Origin of the sequence: Shewanella gaetbuli (assembly GCF_023284065.1) — a bacterium.
Classification (GTDB): Bacteria; Pseudomonadota; Gammaproteobacteria; order Enterobacterales; family Shewanellaceae; genus Shewanella; species Shewanella gaetbuli.
In genome coordinates this window covers 142341-161779 of record NZ_JAKIKP010000007.1, presented here as the reverse complement: position 1 = coordinate 161779, position 19439 = coordinate 142341, and the positions used below count along the sequence as shown (strand labels likewise).

The following is a 19439-nucleotide window of genomic DNA, read 5'->3' as shown; positions in this document are numbered from 1 at the left end:
TCCTGCAAGGAACATTTTGGTTTTTTTACATCATTTAAGGGTGAATAAAATTGATTAGGTTTAAAATCAAAGAGTTAATAGCAGAAAAAGAATTTAAAGAGAGAAGGAAGATTACCCTTCAAGAGGTTGCTGACTCCGCTGGCGTAAATAGAACCGCATTATCTAAGATGATGAATCCAAGTTATGAGTATTCAACAACGACAAAAGCGATTGATTCTTTATGCCAGTACTTTGGTTGTAAAGTTGAGGATGTCATTGAGTATATTGAGGAATAAATCTTCATAGTAAAATTAATTATTTAATGTAAGATTATTTACAATTCTTTTTTATGAGTACCCATGGATGCATACTCTTCTAACTTGGCTAGGTACTAAAGACCTAGATAACATGCTTAACGATGAACATGCCGCAATCAGTTCAATTGCGACTAAATCACAGCAAGCTTTTGATAAAATCGTAATACTATCCAACAAAGACGAAGAAAAATGGGGGCATTTTGAACGCTTTCTCAAAAAAAGAATGACCATTTCAAACCGTCCGGCAAATGATATTCAGGTTTACAAAGCACACATTAATAGTCCAATTGACTACCAATCTATTGCCAAAGTCGCCGAGAGATGGATATCCAAGCTAAGTGATGAGGCTGAAACACTATCAATAAATCTGACTTCAGGCACGCCAGCAATGACAACGCTTTCAGTTCTCATTGGCAAAAGTAAATCTAACGTTAACTTCTTACAAGCATCCCCTTCAAATGAGATTATTGAAGTCAATATTCCTATCGACTTTGCTCAAGCCTATGTGCAATCGGCGGCTAAGGGCATAGCATCAAAAGTCACTTCCGAACCCCGAATGTGCTCAGCGTTTAATGAGCTCACGGCTTACTCAGACATAATGAAATCGGTGGTTTATAAAGCCCAAAAAATTTCTGGTTCTGAACTACCAGCTTTAATTCTTGGTGAGACAGGAACCGGTAAAGAATTAATGGCCAAAGCCATACATCAAGGAAGTTTACGGGCACAAAAGCCTATTAGAGTTATCAATTGCGGTGCACTAGCAGAAAATATTGTCGACTCAACATTGTTTGGACATAAAAAAGGCGCTTTTACGGGCGCAGAAAAAGATCATCCAGGTTTATTTGAACAAGCAGATGGCGGCACATTATTTTTAGATGAAGTAGGGGAGTTGTCGCTAAATGTACAAGTGAAACTACTAAGAGCACTACAACAAGGGGAAATTACCCGTTTAGGTGACACTAAAAACATTATCGTTAATGTACGTATTATTGCAGCAACCCATCAAGATCTGCCATTACTAGTTGCCCAAGGGAAATTCAGAGAAGACTTATTTTATCGCTTAGCTGTCGGTATTATTAAAATGCCAGCGTTGCGCGATCGTTTAGCCGATATGCCATACATTGTTAATCAATTGGTTGAGCAAATAAATCACCTAAATTCAAAGCACCCCAATTTTGTAAGTAAAAATATTTCCGAAAAGGGAATTAATGTTATTTGTAGTCAGCCATGGCCAGGCAATATTAGGGAGTTATGGAGCACCTTAAACCGGGCTTTCTTGTGGGCTGAATCTTCCGTTGTGTCAGAACAAGATATTTTGAATGCCATCATAAAAAAACAAAATTTAAACCGTGATTGTGATATATCTATGTCATATCATGACAAAGTTGATATAGTGCAACTTACTGATGATATGCAGAAAAAGTATGTTAAAGCAGCGTTAAAAGCTAGCGGTAATGTAAAAAAACACGCAACAAAAATGTTAGGTTTAAAAGACCATCAAACACTAACAAATTGGATAAAACGTTTGGGCATTGATTCAGAGAAATAATTAAATGGATTTTAATCGTTAAATTGGCACAGGCATTGCCATGTAAGAAATATAAGGAATTTACTCGGAATGAAGCAATCAATGAATTTTGAACATATTCAAACAAAGTGGCCACAGCTCCATCAATTAGCTGCATTTGCTGAAGAATATGCGATAACCGACCCTCAAAGTTCATTGGTAAAGCTGCGTTGCTTTGCTGAACAAGTCGTTGGCTTTTTATATAAAGAACTGCAATTACCTGTTTTTCCCAATTCCAATATTTATGACAAACTCACCTCCGACGATTTCACCAGCGTAGTCCCTAGTTTAATTACCGACAAACTGCATGCTATTCGCAAAAGTGGTAACCAAGCCGCACATGAGGGCCGGGTTGACCAACAACAAGCCATTTGGATTTTAAAAGAGAGCTACTATGTCGCTTGTTATCTGTTTATGGCATATGGCAATGGTAAGCAAGCCGACTGCCCTGAATTTAAGCTGCCGTCGCAAAAGCAGCCTGTCGATCAAAGTGATGCTGAATTTGCCAAGAAGAATAAGCAACTTGCGTTACAGCTAAGCCAACATGAAGCTCGACTTAAAAAAGCCCTTGAAGAATTAGTCGCCGCTGAGCAAGCACAAAAGCAAGCCCAGCTAGAAGCAAAAAAGCTTAAGCAAACCATCAATCAAGCAAAAGTAACCCAAGTGCAGGGTCGTAATAAACAAATCACGTCAAGCTTTAACTTTAACGAAGCCGAAACCCGTGCTCGCATTATTGATTTAGATTTACGTGCCGCTGGCTGGAAAGTATCCCTTGATGAATCAAGCACCGAAGAGGTTGGTAAAGAAGTTCAAGTATCCGATCAACCAACCGCAACAGGCTTTGGCTTTGTAGATTACGTGCTATGGGATGACGATGGTAAACCATTAGCGGTAATCGAAGCCAAGCGCACGCGAGAATCCGTCGAAAAAGGCCGCCAGCAAGCCAAACTCTATGCCGATGCCTTACACAAGCAGTATCAGCAACGTCCGGTGATATTTTATTCTAACGGCTACGATATTCGCATTTTAGATGATGCCCAAGGCTACAACAGTCGTAAGCTTTACGGCTATTACTCAAAAGACTCGCTGCAATACCTCATCAAACAGCGGACCCTTAAAAAAGATTTAAACCAAACACCGATTGATATCAGCGTCGCAGGACGGTTATATCAAATGGAAACCATTACCCGAGTATGTGAGCGCTTTGCTGACAAACATCGCAAAGCATTGATTGTTCAAGCTACGGGCACAGGTAAAACACGGGTATCAATTGCACTGGCTAAACGGTTGCTCGATGCTGGCTGGGCAAAACGCGTGCTATTTTTATGTGACCGTAAAGAACTCCGTAAACAAGCGGGTAATGCCTTCAATGAATTTACCAATGAGCCAATTTACATCGTCGGTAAAACCAAAAAAGAACTCGCCACTAACTCACGGGTGTTCATTGCCACTTATCCCGGCATGATGAGCATTTACCAAAAATATGACGTCGGCTACTTTGACCTTATTGTCGCCGATGAATCGCACCGTTCTATTTACAATATTTACGGTGATATTTTTAAATACTTCGACGCATTAGAGGTTGGGTTAACCGCAACGCCGGTTGAAATGGTCTCTCGTTCAACATGCCAATTATTTGGTTGTGACTTCAAGTTACCTACCGCTAATTACCCATTAGAAACAGCAATTGAACAAGGTAACTTAGTCCCCTATAAAATTGTTAGTTTTACCACTAAGTTTTTACGCGAAGGTATTACCAAAGATAACCTGACCGATGAACAAATCGCACAACTTGAAGACCAAGGGATTGACCCAAATGAGTTAAATTTTGACGCGAAACAAGTCGATGAAGCGGTAAAAAACAAAGGCACCAACCGTTTAATTTTGCGTAATTTAATGGAAAAAGGCTTGCGTGATAGTGATGGTCAATTACCGGGCAAAACCATCGTATTTGCCCGTAATATTGCCCATGCCGAACTCATGGCGCAGCTATTTTCTGAAATGTATCCCCAGTTAGGCAGTAATTTTTGCCGCGTTATTCACTCTAAATATGAGCGCGCAGAAGAGTTAATCGACGACTTTAAATCAACCGAGATCAACAGTGTTCGCATTGCAATATCTGTCGATATGCTAGACACAGGCATCGACGTACCAGAATGCGTTAACTTGGTATTTGCTAAACCCATCAAGTCAAAAGTAAAGTTTTGGCAGATGATTGGACGTGGCACACGCCTATGCGAAGACCTTTACGGCAAAGGCAAACACAAAACGCATTTTTTAATATTTGACCACTGGGAAAACTTTGAATACTTCGACATGGACCCCAGTGAAGAGGATGTAAAGCAAGCAAAGTCGCTCACTCAAAAACTGTTTGAAAGCCGTTTACAACTTGCAGATATCGCATTAAAAAAGGCTAACATGGACACCTTTGATGCGGTGATAAAACTTATTCATCAAGACATAAACACCCTAGATATGAACACCATTGCGGTGCGAGACAGCTGGCAAGTGGTTGAGTCTTGTAAAGATGAAAAAACCTTGAATCAATTTGCTCCGCAAACCAAAGCCAATTTATTTGAGCACATCGCACCGCTTATGCAGTGGCGTAACATTATGGGACAATCTGAAGCTTATAAGTTTGATAATGAAATCGCTATCATTCAAACCCTACTGTTTACCGACCCGAATCAAATTGATGCAGCAAAACAAAATGTAATGACAAAAATTGAGTCATTACAAATGCATTTAAACGAAGTGCGCGCCAAAGCAAAACACATTGCCGATATTCAAACAGATCAATACTGGGCATCGTTAACCTTTGAGTCACTCGAACAAAGTCGTTTAGCTCTTCGAAGTATTATTCACTTGCGCGACAAGACAGCTCAGCCTTTGTCGCCAGAATATGTTATCGACATAACAGACGGTGAAATACAAGAAACCGAGCGACCCACAAAAATTGTGTCTATCGATTATCAAATATTTCGTCAAGAGGTTGAAAAAACATTAACCCCTTTATTTGCAACCGACCAAGTTTTGCAAAAAATACGCAAAGGCGAGCCAGTGACAGCGGATGATTTAGCCAAGCTAAACTCGCTTGTGCATACTCAAAATCCAAGCGTAGACTTAAATACCCTAAAAGAATTCTTCCCTGAGTCAACCGCCACATTAGACAAAATTTTACGCACCATTGTGGGTATGGATAAACAAGATATTGAGGCTAAGTTTACGGCGTTTGTTCAACAAACCCATACCCATATGAATGCCAAGCAACAGCGCTTTATTGGCATGTTGCAAAATCATTTAATCCGCTATGGGTCGATACAAATTTCACAGCTTTACGATGCGCCATTCACACAAGTACATGATATGGGGTTAGATGGTGTATTTAGCGAACAACAAGCCGATGTGATTCAAACCTTTATTACTCAGTTTGATGTATGTTTAGGACATAGGGAAAATACTATTGAGAAACAGATAGCTGATCACTCGAACAAGAGCACTTATTTTACAGGAGTTTTATAATTATGCTGAAATCAATAAATCCTTCTCAATGGTTGAGTGAATTTTTGAAAGATAGAGGATTACTTAAGCCATCAGGTAAACCTTTATATGAATATCAGGCCACGGAATCTGACTACCAAACTTTACGAACTATAGTTATTCAATACAAAGACAATTCACTTTATGGATACAATAGCCTTTGCTGGTCTGCATCATTTTGTTTATTTTGTTCATTGTGGTACCAGCGACAATATGAAAACAGTGATGGTTGGAGCTGGCATGGGATTTGGCATGAATTGGGTCAAGAATTAACACCATCTCAAATTGAACGGTCAATTATAAAGGGTATTGAATCATATTGGTTACGACCAATTAAAACTTATACTGAACGACGTAATTTTTTGGGCACACTTTTTTCTGAGGGAGGGCTACCCTTTAAATTACTCAGTAATAATGATAATAAATTCGGTGTTGCACTTCAGCGTATTTTAAAAAATGTCACAATGGCAAAGCTGCTTGGTGAGTCAACAGAAAAATTAGTAACTTTAAATGTTCAAATATTGCCACAAGCATTCAAAGAACCTGAATCAATTCAATTAATCACATTGATGGCAGAGAAATTAATGAGACTTGTAGAATTGTTTGGATTAGAAAATAAAACCGATCCTGCAAGTTATTTAGATAGTGTTGCACCTAAATGGCGTGATGATTTCCCCATCCCATTAGATACTGCTATTGGAACAAACATAGTTAATTCATGGTTACAACAAGCTAGCCGTGAAGGTAATAAGCGTCGGCAATTAAATAAGAAGCTTATTGTTGAGCATTATCTTAATGAAAGTGATCTTTCTATTAAGTCTAAACTGTTATTACCGAATGAGTTTGTCTTAAATATTCCACTGCATACATTAAAATCAAGCCGAATAGAATTGTTTTTAGCTGAATCTTCTCTAGATATTTACCATCTAGGTGTCTCTTATATTAATGCTACAGGAGAACAAGCGTTAGTTAAAATCAGAAATCGTGCTGTTAAGGTATTGCGTACATCCCCTGAAAAGCAATTGTCAGTTGTAGCAAGACAAGGTGGAAGAGAGATAACTCGATGGAATTTAGATAATACGTGCGTGTTTCTAAATGAAATCCCAGTAGGCTTCGTTAAAAAAGATGGTGAATTAAAATATGCTGGCCAAGCAACTTTTAGCCACAAAGATGAGTTGTATTTAATAGTCCCACAATCTTGTAACTATAGTCTCATTAATGGCGAAATTACAAACTGGTCTCACAGTATACATAGTGAAAAACCAAACTTTCTTCTGTTAAAAGGCGAAATGGTTATCACGGTAGAAGATGATAAGTATCGGATCAAATCAGTAAGTCCCGTGTCGACAGATATTCAAATTAATCTATTTGGTGAAATGCTGTCGTATGACACAGAACCAAGTGCGACATATTTAGGTGTACCTAAGTACCGTTATGTTAACAGTGAATTAGCTGAAGAAATGGAGTTATCTGAATATATTGGTGGTAAGTCGAAGTCTGAGATTATGCTACATGAACGTTATGGCAAGCAAACTTTTTCTTTGAAAAATAAAAACGGTGAAACATTATTTAGAAAAAAAATTGGACTATTGCCACCAGGTGTAAAAATATCTACAAAATCGGGAGTTGAATTAGGCTGTGGAGAAATCTATATTCAAACAAATGATAAAATGATCTATAGCCTTGAAACACCGGGAGTTTCATTTGTTAAAAAGGATACTAATGATGGTGTTTGTTTGTTATTGAATTGTGATGGTATTCCGCCTGCAGATTTAATTTTAAAAATTACACCTAACTTAATGGCCACCCCTATATCTATTAAGTTGCCTTACCCAAGGCAGGGAGCATTTGTATTTGACCGAGGTGGCAAAGAACTGCAAAAATATTTATCAATAGATGATTTATTAGGTAGTCGTTTACATTTATTTGCATCAGCAGAATGTGCTGCAAATTTTGAAATAGAGATTGTTTTAGACAATCAAGGACGTTGTCCTCCACTTTTTAGACATAAGTTTCATGTAGAAGATAAACCTGTAATAGTTAGTTTATATAGCTTTAAAGATGAAATTAACGAATTATTGTCATTAGTACCTGATTTAGACACTCAAGTGACTATAAATATATCTAGTTTAACTGGGAACTTACAATATAGAGTTAATCGTTACAGTAGCCGCATACATGAAACTGAGGATAAGCGTTATATTAAAGTATCCTCACAACAACTAAGTGATGTTGAAGGTGCTAAGTTGTTGTTAATGCAAATGAGTAACCCTGAGAGAACTCCTACTGAGCTAAAACCTTTTGTTAGCGAAGGAGTGCCTACAGGTCATTATTTATTTCCTCAAGTTGCTAAAAGCGAAGGCCCATGGTTAATTGTTCCAAGTACTGAGAGTCGTATAAATTTTAGAGCCAAACTACTCATAGGACATGAAGATAGTCACATTGTTAACATGATTGAACATGATGAATTAAATGATAATGTTAATTCTCTTAATCGGGCTGTTCAAGCATACCACCCTAGATTTAATCCACAGATAATTTCAGGTGTCATTGAGCGAATGACTGAAAATCTACAACATAGTGGTTGGGAATACCTGCTAAAACTCTATAACAATTTTCCAAACTTACCCTTAACAACATTTCAAGTGTGGCGTGAAATTGTTGCAAAACCTAAAGCATTATTACTATGTTTCTATCGTTTTGAAGCGAACCCTCAATTTATGGCGCGTATAGAATCTGAGTTTCCCGTCTTATGGCAAGTTACACCACCAAATATGTTTGTCGAAACATATCAACAAGTGCTTGATTGGTTGGAATATAAAGGTGTCGATAAACAATATATAGAAATGATCGCTAAACCTTGGTATGAAGCTATTTTGCAGCATATACCGGGTTTTAATGATGAATTAATAAATTATTTTATGACAAAGAAGGTTGATCCAAAACTTAAGCTACCAAAATCTATAATGGACCAAGCTGCAGATCATTGGTTACAAGATTTATTACGCGATCATAGTGAGGATGAGCTATGGCCAGACACTGATGGTTACGAGTTAAAAAGATGGTATGAAAAAAACTCACTAGAGCAAATTGACATTGATAGCTTACATAGTTTTCAAAATTCAGTTATTTATTTACCAATTTTTTTAGCTGCTGTATCTAGTGGAAAAGCCAGACTTAATGATGTTTATGATGACTCAGCGAATGCTATTTTTAAGTTGAAAAAAGTGCGGGATTTCGATCCCAACTGGTTTGCTACTATGTATGCATATCATGTCATTAAATTTTCTGATTTGGGTTAGGGGAAGGACATTGGAATATTTTTCGCAATTAACGAGACAAGCAGCTGAGCGCGCACAAGAAGCGTCATTAAGTGTTTTTGGTATTAGTAACCCATCTTTAAGAAATCATTTAAAAACCTTATTAAATCAACCTAGCGGGAAAGGTGAGTCATTATTGTCTTCACCTTTATTTGAGCACACTTTTGGATGGGAACCCGCAAAAAAAAGAGTTTCAGAATTAGAAGGCTCACTACTTTCCAATGAAGTTATAGAAGCACTAGATCATAAAAATAATGGCCGTTATCGCTTCAATGCTGAGTATTTTCCATTTACTCATCAGTTAAAAAGTTGGCAAATGCTTTTGAGTGATAAACCTCAATCTATAGTTGTAACTAGCGGCACTGGCTCTGGTAAAACAGAATGTTTTATGGTACCCGTGATTGAAGATCTACATCGAGAGATAAAACAAAAAAATGAGCCACTCGTTGGTGTTAGAGCGCTTTTTTTATACCCTTTAAATGCCCTGATTAACTCGCAAAAAGAACGTCTTGACTCTTGGACCAAGCATTTTGGTAACAATATGCGTTTTTGTTTGTATAACGGTAATACAGAGAACTTCAAGGCTAAAGTCTCATCTGCCCAAAACTTGGTACCAAATCAAGTGCTATCTCGTGAGTTAATGAGAGAAAAACCTGCGCCGATTTTAGTCACAAACGGCACAATGCTTGAGTATATGATGGTTCGTCAAGTCGATTCCCCAATCATTGAACAATCAAAACGACAAAAGTCACTCCGTTGGATTGTTCTTGATGAAGCTCATACTTATGTAGGGTCGCAAGCTGCAGAATTAGCATTACAATTACGCAGGGTGCTTATTGCTTTCGGTGTTGAAGCCAAAGATGTTAGATTTGTGGCAACATCGGCTACTATTGCCGGTAAAGATACTGCAAATCAACTTAAAAAATATTTAGCTGAGCTTGCAGGTGTTAGTCAAGAGCAGATTACGGTTATAGGTGGACAAAGAGTCATTCCGAAGTTACCAAAGGTGAATGAAAAACAGACCACTTTACAAGATTTAATGGATATACCAGCGGAAATCCCAGTAAAGAAAGAAGATTTTAATCCGGACGTATCACTAGCTAGATTTAATGCCTTAGTCAGTTCCAAAGTAGCTAACTCAATACGCACTGTGTTTGTTAACTCAACTGTCCCCCAAACATTAGAAGATATAAATCAAAAAGTGACTAACCTATTAGGTGCTAAGCCTTTTGATGAACAAACCTTATTATTATGGATAGATTTGTTAACTGCTACAAAACCTGCGCCAAATAAAGAAGCCTTTTTAAAAGTTCGTGCGCATTATTTTCAAAGAATGCTTAGTGGCTTATTTACTTGTATTGATCCTAATTGCTCAAAAAAAGCGACATCAGAACTCAAAACTAATTGGCCGTTTGGTTATGTTTATACTAAACACAAAAATAATTGTGATTGTGATAGCAAAGCACCAGTATTAGAAATTGCATTTTGTAATGAATGCAATGAGCCACATTTATTAGGTGCAGACAAAAATGGTAATTTATGTCAATGGCAACAAGATGCAGGTGATGAGTTTTCACTAACAATTGAAAATAACAATGATGAAGACGAAACTAATATAGCTAAACAAAGCACAACGACTATTTCAAAGATTATATTGTCTAGTAAACAAGATAAATTAGATAAAGATAATAATAGATGTTTTACATCAATTAATATAGAGCTGCAGACTGGTGAGCTAGCAAGTCTCAGCCAAAAATCTGTTTCTTATTTTTATAATGAAACAACACAAGCAATATGTTCGAATTGCAGCCATAAAGGCTTTAATGGCAGCTTGCCATATCGGCGTAGTATTCTCGGTGCACCATTTTATGTAGCTAACGTTGTACCAACAATTTTAGAGTATTGCCCTGATCATGAAATGAAGCCAGGTGATAGAGAAGGTGCTCAATCTTTACCTGGGCGAGGTAGGAAATTAATCACCTTTACTGATAGCAGGCAAGGTACCGCCAGAATGGCTGTTCGGATGCAACAAGAAGCTGAACGATCAAAGTTACGCGGATTGGTCATAGACATCTTGAAAAAAGCCCAATTAGAAGCACCTATTCAAGAAAAGCCAAATGCAGATGCCAAACCCGAAGATCTTTTTGCATTGGCGAAACAAATGGCCTTGATGGGACTTAATGAAAAAGCAAATGAACTCAATGAATTTGCTGAATCATTATTGGCAGGTACGGCAAGTAAACTAAACCTGATTACGTTGTCTTGGTCTGAAATGATTGACAGTTTAATTTCTCATGGCAGCTTAAGCAAAGCAATGCTTCAATATAATAAATATGCCAATCCAGAAGTGTTTGATGGTTCAGCTGGTCCACGAAAACTTGCAGAACTTTTACTTGTTCGTGAATTTGCCCGTCGTCCTAAACGTCAAAACAGCCTAGAAACCCAGGGCATGGTTAAAATAGGCTATCTCGGCCTTGATAAAATATGCCGTTTACCTACAAGCTGGCTAGGAACGATTGAAGAGTGGCGTGATTATTTAAAAGTATGTCTTGATTTTTATATTCGTGAAAATAGCTATATAAATCTCAATGAAGATTGGAAGAGTTGGATTGGAAGTAATTTTGCTACCAAAACACTAAGGAACCCTCTATCAAATGAAGATGATGAAAATAGGGTTAAAAAGTGGCCACAGATTAAAGGTAATCAATTAAACAGACTCGCTAAGTTGCTAGTGTTGGCTTTTAATCTAGATGCCGAAAAAAATACAGATAAAGATATTATTAATAATATATTACGTGACGCATGGGATGCACTAACTGAAGGGCTTCAACCAATATTAAGCTATGAAGGCAATCAGTTCTTTTTAGACCGTAATAAAATGACCTTTTCGTTTGTTGAAAAAGCTTACATTTGTCCAATTACCAACAAACTTATAGACACTACTTTCAGAGCGATTACTCCATATCTGCCTAGGGATTTAAATCAAGGCAACTTTATGTGCGAAGAAGTAAAGTTTCCTGCTGCTTGGAGTTTTTCTGCGAAACAAGATGATTATCAAGTTGGCTTGAATAAAATAAGAAGGCTAGTAGCAGATAATGAAGATGTTCAATTATTACGTTCTCGAAACCTGTGGACTGACATTAATGATAGGACCGTTGAAGGTGGATTTTATTACCGCACAGCAGAGCATTCAGCACAGCAGTCATCTGAGCGTTTAAAGAGTTACGAAAAATTATTTGAACAAGGCAAAGTGAATGTGCTCAATTGTTCGACAACCATGGAAATGGGGGTAGACATCGCGGGTATTTCGGCGGTGGTCATGAACAATGTACCACCACATCCAGCAAACTATTTGCAAAGAGCGGGTCGTGCTGGTCGAAGTAAAGAGTCAAGAGCGTTGGCTTTTACGTTGTGTAAATCGAACCCACATGATACTCAAGTATTTAATAATCCAACTTGGCCATTTACAGCATTAATATCGGCTCCCATTGTTTCACTAAACTCCGCACGATTAACACAACGTCATGTTAATGCTTTTTTATTGGGAACTTTTTTAACTCACGAGGTGGGGCAAACTGAAAAAGAGAAGACGTCACTTAATTTAAGTTGGTTTTACGAAGGTGAAAATTTGAGTATTTGCGATCTGTTTAAAGCCAATATTTCAGGTCATATTCATCTGTTTGAAAAAGATATTTCAAGACTAGTCAAAGGAACGGTTCTTGAGGGAAGATCAATCCAATCATTAGTTGATGAAACGGTTAACAGTATTGAAGAGCTTCAAACTACTTGGCTAAAAGATCTACGTCGTGTTGAAAAAGAGCTCAGTACCACTCAAAAAGATAGCCCTTATGCATTTAGGTTAGGCATGGAGTTACAACGGCATAGACGTGAGTATTTATTACGTGAGTTGGCAGCCAAAGCGTTTTTACCTGGTTATGGATTCCCAACGGATATTGTCAATTTAGACAATTACAATATTGAAGACTTCATGCGAGACCAAAAAGGACGTAATAAAAAGAGTGAAGAACGAGAAGATAATATTTCACGTCTACGTGGTTTACCATCAAGAAACCTAGCAATTGCGATACGTGAATATGCCCCTGGGGCAGAAATGGTAATCGATGGGCGCGTATTTAAATCTGCTGGCGTATCGCTTAATTGGCAAAACATTGCTGTTGCGGATGCTAAAGATGCACAAAAGTTTGATTTAGCCTGGCGTTGTGTCAATTGTGGGCAAACCGGTTATACAACAGAAATTCAAACGTCTGAAAGTAATCTATGTTGTACGCATTGTGAACATTCAATAAAGATTGAAGATAAGTTAAAAGTGTTGCAGCCCACCGGTTTTGTAACAGACTTTTATGCATCTCCCACAAACAATATATCTACACAACATTATATTCCTGTTCAGCCAGCTTGGGTCAGTGTTAAGAGTCCAACTCACCCTCTACCGAATCCTAAACTAGGTTTTATGCGTTACGGTGCTGATGGTACTGTCTTTAACTACAGCGCAGGTGAACATGGTAAGGGTTATGCTATATGCTTAAGTTGTGGTCGGGCAGAGTCACTAACAGCATTGGGTGAATTTCCGGCAACCTTAACACCAGAAAAACCCCATAAACCAATACGTGGATCTAAAAAAGATAAAACCGATGGGCGTCATCACGATTGTGAAGGTTCCGCACATATTCACAAAGATATTTATCTTGGTTGCCGAACAAAAACTGATGTACTCGAAATAGTACTTTGCCATCCTAAAACAGGTGAATATCTAAACGATACTGGGCCAAATACAGAAAATAGAATAATTGCATTAACCCTTGCAGTTGCAACACGAAACGCTTTAGCAGCAAGTTTAGGCATATTGAATAATGAAATGGGTTACTCAATAAAACCCACATTAATTAATACTCAGCCAGTCTTAGCAATACAAGTGTATGACACAATAAGTGGGGGGGCAGGCTTTGCGTCAAGCGGGGCGGCGATGATTGCATCGGTTCTTTCAAGGGCGTATGACACGCTTCATTGTAAAGATGAATGTGACAGCCTTTGTGCATCTTGTCTACTTGATGCCGATACTCGTCACGATGTTAATAATCTCAATCGCTTATTGGCTTTGGAGTGGCTAACAAAAGATTTTAGTTTAAGTTTAGCTATACCACTGCCAATGCAACTACTTAATCAATCTCAACATGCAAGTCAGAGTGCATTTGAAGAAATACATTTAGCCCTTAATAACCAAGCTAAAACTATTTCTTTATTTTTATCAGATGACCTAAATGAATGGGACTTAGCTGCGAGTACATTTAGACGAAAGCTAAAACAGTATGATAATTTCAATGATGACTTATCAATAAATATCGTAATACCAACCGATGTACATTTAGCATCATTCGATCAAGGTGTAATTGACGACTTACTCCAACTCCATGCCAAAGGATTTAAGCTTTTTCAAGGTAATCCAAAGGTATCAGCAATAAATGGCGATAGTGGTCAAATTCTTGTGCAAGTTCAAAATAGAGTAGGGGTATTCACCGTTGCCAGCAATGATACTACGATAGCAAATCCAGATCAAAATTGGTTACAGCTTAATGATGACTCATACTTAATTAAGTCAAATCAACACCCTCCGGTGTATATTGAGCAAATTGATACGACCGTTTGGCAAAAAAATTCAGAGGTAACTCAAATAGCAGTTGAGTTAACAAAAGAATGTAATGGCTTATTAACTGACTTTGGTTATCACTTCTGGCAGGCACTAAAAGATAAAAATGAAGTCTTTAAACAGGCATTAGAATCACAGAATATTGAATCTATTCAATACAGTGATCGCTACCTTCAAAATCCTTGGTCAATGGTGATGTTAGGGGAATTACTTAAACCATTCGCTACCGTGTCACCAAGAGTAGACATCTTTACCTTATATAACAGAAAAGATAAAACAGGCTCACAAGTTGAGCATGATTGGGACGACCAACAAGAAATGCGTGATTTGTTTGAGCATTGGTTTAAATTAGGGTTAAAAATGCCTATTAATTTAGATATTACAACGTATAGAGGTAATATACCGCATCGCCGAGAACTGACTTTATCTTTTACATCAGGTTTACGCTTCTCAATACGCTTTGATCAAGGCTTAGGTTATTGGAAACATGATCTGAATTATCATAATGCAAAATTTCAGTTTTTTGATGTACAAGATCAATTAATCCAATTAACCAAAATTTATGAGACGGTAAATGTCAAAAATAGCTTTGACTGGTCCACCGATATTTATATCAAGCAGCAGTAATAATTAACGCACTGCTTAATAATTTCGCAAACAAGTTACTGTTGGCAATAAAACACTTATTGCCAACAGTAAAACTAATTAGCATAAGTGTTTTCGTATTCAGTGCGCTAACATCCAGATAAAAAAGAGAATCACATGATCACAGGTCCACTAAAAAGCAAAATCGATAAACTTTGGGAAGAATTCTGGACGGGCGGCATTACCAACCCGTTAACCGTTATTGAGCAAATTACCTTTTTAATGTATGCCCGCATGCTGGATATGAACGAGCAAGCCGATGAAAAACGCAGCGCCCGTACCAACAAGCCATTTAGCCGTCGCTTTAACGACAATCAGCAGCATCTACGTTGGCAAAATATACGTCACTTAGGCGCTGAAGAGTTATTTAAAGTGGTTCGCAATGAACTGTTTCCGTTTTTCGCCGCTAGTTCATCCGCAGACAACGAAGGCTCGCTGTTCAGCGAGTTTATGAAAGACGCACAATTGATGATCCAAAAGCAAAGCTTGTTGGTTAAAGCGGTGGAAATGGTGAATGACTTGCCGCTAGACAACTCCGACACCAAAGGCGATTTATACGAGTACCTACTCAGTAAACTGACCACCGCAGGCATTAACGGTCAGTTTAGAACCCCGCGCCATATTATTCGCGCCATGGTTGAAATGATGGACCCAAGCCTACAAAGCCGCATCTGCGATCCATCAACCGGCACAGGCGGCTTTTTATCTATCTCTTACGAATACCTACTAGAAAAATACAGTTCCAAAGAGGGCATAGAGCGTGAGCCATTGTTTGACGCTGAAGGTAAACCTTTACTCGACATACACGGCAAGCAACTTGAAAACGTGCTTTATTCAGGCGATTTAATTGACGCCGAAGCCCGTAAGCATATCGACAGCGATATGTTCCACGGTTTTGACTTTGACGCCACCATGTTACGTGTTGCCGCCATGAACCTGGTGATGCACGGCATTAAACAGCCAGACATTCATTACCAAGATACCTTAAGTCAGCGCTTTAGTGAAAACTTCCCCAACGAGGCCAAAGAAGGCATGGAAATTATTCTTGCTAACCCGCCATTTAAAGGCAGTTTAGATGAAGAAGACGTCTGCCCAGAGCTACTGCGTAAGGTGAAAACCAAAAAAACTGAGCTGCTGTTTGTTGCCCTTATCGAGCGCATGTTAAAAGTGGGTGGCCGCTCAGCCACCATCGTGCCAGACGGGGTATTATTCGGTTCATCTAAAGCACACCAGCAGTTGCGTAAATTACTGGTAGATAACAACCAGCTTGAAGCCGTTATCTCACTGCCAAGTGGCGTATTTAAACCTTACGCGGGCGTATCCACCGCCATCCTGATTTTTACCAAAGGCGGCAGCACCGACCACGTATGGTTTTACGATGTCCAAGCCGATGGCTTCTCGCTAGACGATAAACGCACCCCAATAAAAGACAACGACTTACCCAGCCTAGTGCGCGAGTTTAAAGCCCGCGATAAAGCCATTGCCACCAGTGCTAAAAACGACAAAACCCAAAAGGCGTTCTGGGTAAGTAAAGAAGAGATCACCTCAAATAAATACGATTTATCCATTAACCGTTACAAAGAAGTTGTGTACCAAGAAGAAAGCTACGAAGCCCCAAAAGAAATATTAGGCAAGTTAGTGTCATTGGAAAATGAAATATTGGCTGACCTTAAAGAGTTGGAGGCGATGCTGTGATTAAATTGGGATGCGATGAATCGTTACCAAATAATTGGCGTTGGGTAGAAGCTAATGACGTAATGGATGTTAGAGATGGTACTCATGATTCTCCTAAGGCAGTAGACGAAGGTATCCCTCTTGTAACTTCAAAAAATCTTGTTGGAGGAAAAGTTGACTTCTCAACCTGTAACTTGATTTCAATGGAAGATCATGAAGCTATTTCTAAGCGTTCATCAGTTGATGATGGTGATATCCTTTATGCAATGATTGGTACTATAGGTAATCCAGTTATAGTTGAAAAATCGCGAGAGTTTTCAATTAAAAACGTAGCACTCTTTAAGTTTACTAAGGGTACAGAAGTCTATAATCGTTATATTTATCATTTTTTAAATAGCAATTTGGCTATTCGTCAATTTCAAAGTAATTCTAGAGGGGGAACACAGAAGTTTGTTTCATTAGGAAACATTCGCAGCCTACAAATCCCACTCCCACCACTGGACGAGCAAAAACGCATTGCCGCGATATTAGATAAAGCCGACGCCATCCGCCGCAAACGCCAACAAGCCATCCAACTCGCCGACGACTTCCTCCGCAGCGTCTTCCTCGACATGTTCGGCGATCCAGTCACCAACCCTAAGAGTTTTCCAAGAGGTACTATTCGTGATTTTGTTGAAACTGTAAATTACGGGTCATCAGGTAAAGCGTCAGAAACTGAAGGCGAATACCCAATGTTACGTATGGGAAATATCACATACGAAGGTGGTTGGGATTTTACAAATCTAAAATATATTGACCTGAGTGCAAATGATAAACCTAAGTATTTGACACAAAAAGGTGACTTACTCTTTAACCGTACAAACAGTAAAGAGTTAGTGGGTAAAACCGCTGTTTTTGAAGAAGACGAGCCAATGGCGATAGCAGGCTACTTGATACGAGTTCGGCCTAATGAACACGGCAATAATTACTATATTTCGGGCTATTTGAATTCATACCATGGTAAGCAGACGCTTTTAAATATGTGTAAAAGCATTGTCGGAATGGCGAATATTAATGCTCAAGAGTTGCAGGATATAAAAATTCTTTTGCCATCAATTGAGCTTCAAAATGAATATGAAAAAATTGTGAGAGCAACTAAATCAAAGCTAAAAAGCTTTGATAAGAGTGCTGAGTGGTTAGATGATAATTTCAACTCGTTAAGCCAAAAAGCTTTCGCTGGTGAACTTTAGCTCTCTACGCAAGGTAAATAAAAACAAGGATGTTTTATGTCACTATTACTCAAGGCTATTGAAGAACGCCAACTATATAGGGATTAACCCCGATGACGACAATAACATCAGTGAATAGCTCGACTATGCGTTAAATACGGCGTTAGCCGCTGATGCAAAAAGCCCCTACCCAGAAAGACTGCTCAACTGAGTTTGCTTATCACAAAGCTCGTCTGCTGAGCTTGCGAATTATAGGGTTTAACTTAAAACAAGAGTAACAAGGACGTTGATATGTCAGAAGAAATTGAACAAGAAGAAATAAAACTAAAGCGCATCACCATCAAAACCGAAACAGGCAGTAAGTGGTTTGATGATCCTGAAAAGTTGTTGTCCTGGGTTCAACAGCAACGTCAGTTATATGGTTTTCACGGTAATGTGAGTCAGCGTTATCAAATGCAGCAGTTATTTAGCAGATTTGACCAAAGTTGGAATGACTTACAACAACAAATTACCAATGGTCTGCGCCGATTTAAAAACGACCCTGATAACTACAACAATCGAGTTGAGCAGTTTAGTAACAGCTTTTCCTCCTATCTCACTAATAAGCAACTTTTTACTGAGGAAGCACCATTTGCACCATTCGTACAATGCCAAGCTGACAAAAGTGCTGAATTGGGTCTCGCCGTATTAGCTGTTGCTTTTGATGCTAATGTGTCACCTGTTGATCGCAAAATGTATCAAGGCTTACAGCAAGCAGATGACTATTTTGCAGGTAGTGATGATCGTATTAAAGAGGAAGCGGACTCATTGCAGCAATTAAAAGACCGCTGGGATGAAGAGCAAACCAATCAGCGTGACAGTTGGGTTAATGAATATCAATTAAAAATTGATGAAGCGACAATTCAGAACTCGAAAGTTGATGGTTTAATTACTGAATGGCAAAACCAAACGGAAACGCAAACAGGGGACTTAAATTCACATAAAGAGCAGTTTAAGAAGAAGTTTGATGAAGAGTTAGTATACGCCAAAACTGATTTAGAAAACCTCACAAAAACATACGATGACAAGTTAGCACTACATGCAGCAGTTCGTTATTGGGGCATTCAACAAGATAGCCATAACGACAAAGCTAAGTTTTATGCAAAGGTATTAGGTGCAACGACTGTCGTGGTTCTGCTGACCATTATTTTATTTGCAATATTTGGCTTAGATAAGCCTTTCAAGGAAGTAGCTGTTAGCCGTTTAGTAACCGCAGCAGCGATAACGACGTTTGGCATTTGGATTATTAAGATAGTGGGTAATATATTTATGTCTCACCTGCACTTAGCAACTGATGCTCAAGAGCGCAGAACCATGATCCATACTTACCTAGCTTTAACCCGTAAGGGCCAAGGACCCAAAGAGGAAGACCGACAGCTTATTCTGCAAACCTTATTCAGGCCAAGCACCACCGATATGATTAAAAATGACCAAGGACCAACACAGCTAGTCGATATGATTAATCGCCTATCATCGAAAAGTTAA

General features: G+C 38.5%; 8 protein-coding genes. All 8 read left to right on the top strand.

The window, feature by feature from the left end; translation table 11 throughout:
• The first annotated feature begins 50 nt into the window (after positions 1-50).
• A complete protein-coding gene (locus L2672_RS11050) occupies positions 51-275 on the top strand; it encodes a helix-turn-helix domain-containing protein (protein WP_248995910.1) in 225 nt (74 codons plus the stop codon).
• Between the two features lie 67 nt (positions 276-342).
• Positions 343-1845, top strand: coding sequence for a sigma-54 interaction domain-containing protein (locus L2672_RS11045; RefSeq protein WP_248995909.1), 1503 nt, complete (start codon positions 343-345; stop codon positions 1843-1845).
• A 69-nt stretch (positions 1846-1914) separates the two neighbouring features.
• Positions 1915-5385 carry a DEAD/DEAH box helicase family protein gene (locus tag L2672_RS11040; RefSeq protein ID WP_248995908.1) on the top strand — a complete coding sequence of 1157 codons (3471 nt, stop codon included), beginning with the start codon at positions 1915-1917 and terminating at the stop codon, positions 5383-5385.
• A 2-nt stretch (positions 5386-5387) separates the two neighbouring features.
• Positions 5388-8705 carry an STY4851/ECs_5259 family protein gene (locus L2672_RS11035; RefSeq protein WP_248995907.1) on the top strand — a complete coding sequence of 1106 codons (3318 nt, stop codon included), beginning with the start codon at positions 5388-5390 and terminating at the stop codon, positions 8703-8705.
• A 10-nt stretch (positions 8706-8715) separates the two neighbouring features.
• Positions 8716-15015, top strand: a complete 6300-nt coding sequence (locus tag L2672_RS11030) for a DEAD/DEAH box helicase (protein WP_248995906.1) — start codon at positions 8716-8718, stop codon at positions 15013-15015.
• A 135-nt stretch (positions 15016-15150) separates the two neighbouring features.
• Entirely contained in the window at positions 15151-16728 is a 1578-nt protein-coding gene (locus L2672_RS11025) for a type I restriction-modification system subunit M (protein WP_248995905.1), read from the top strand.
• On the top strand, positions 16725-17936 hold the full coding sequence (locus tag L2672_RS11020) for a restriction endonuclease subunit S (RefSeq protein ID WP_248995904.1): 1212 nt from the start codon (positions 16725-16727) through the stop codon (positions 17934-17936). The genes L2672_RS11025 and L2672_RS11020 overlap by 4 nt, the downstream gene beginning before the upstream one ends.
• Before the next feature lie 270 nt (positions 17937-18206).
• The gene (locus L2672_RS11015; protein WP_248995903.1) at positions 18207-19439 is read left to right on the top strand and encodes a DUF6161 domain-containing protein; all 1233 of its coding nucleotides are present in this window, start codon (positions 18207-18209) and stop codon (positions 19437-19439) included.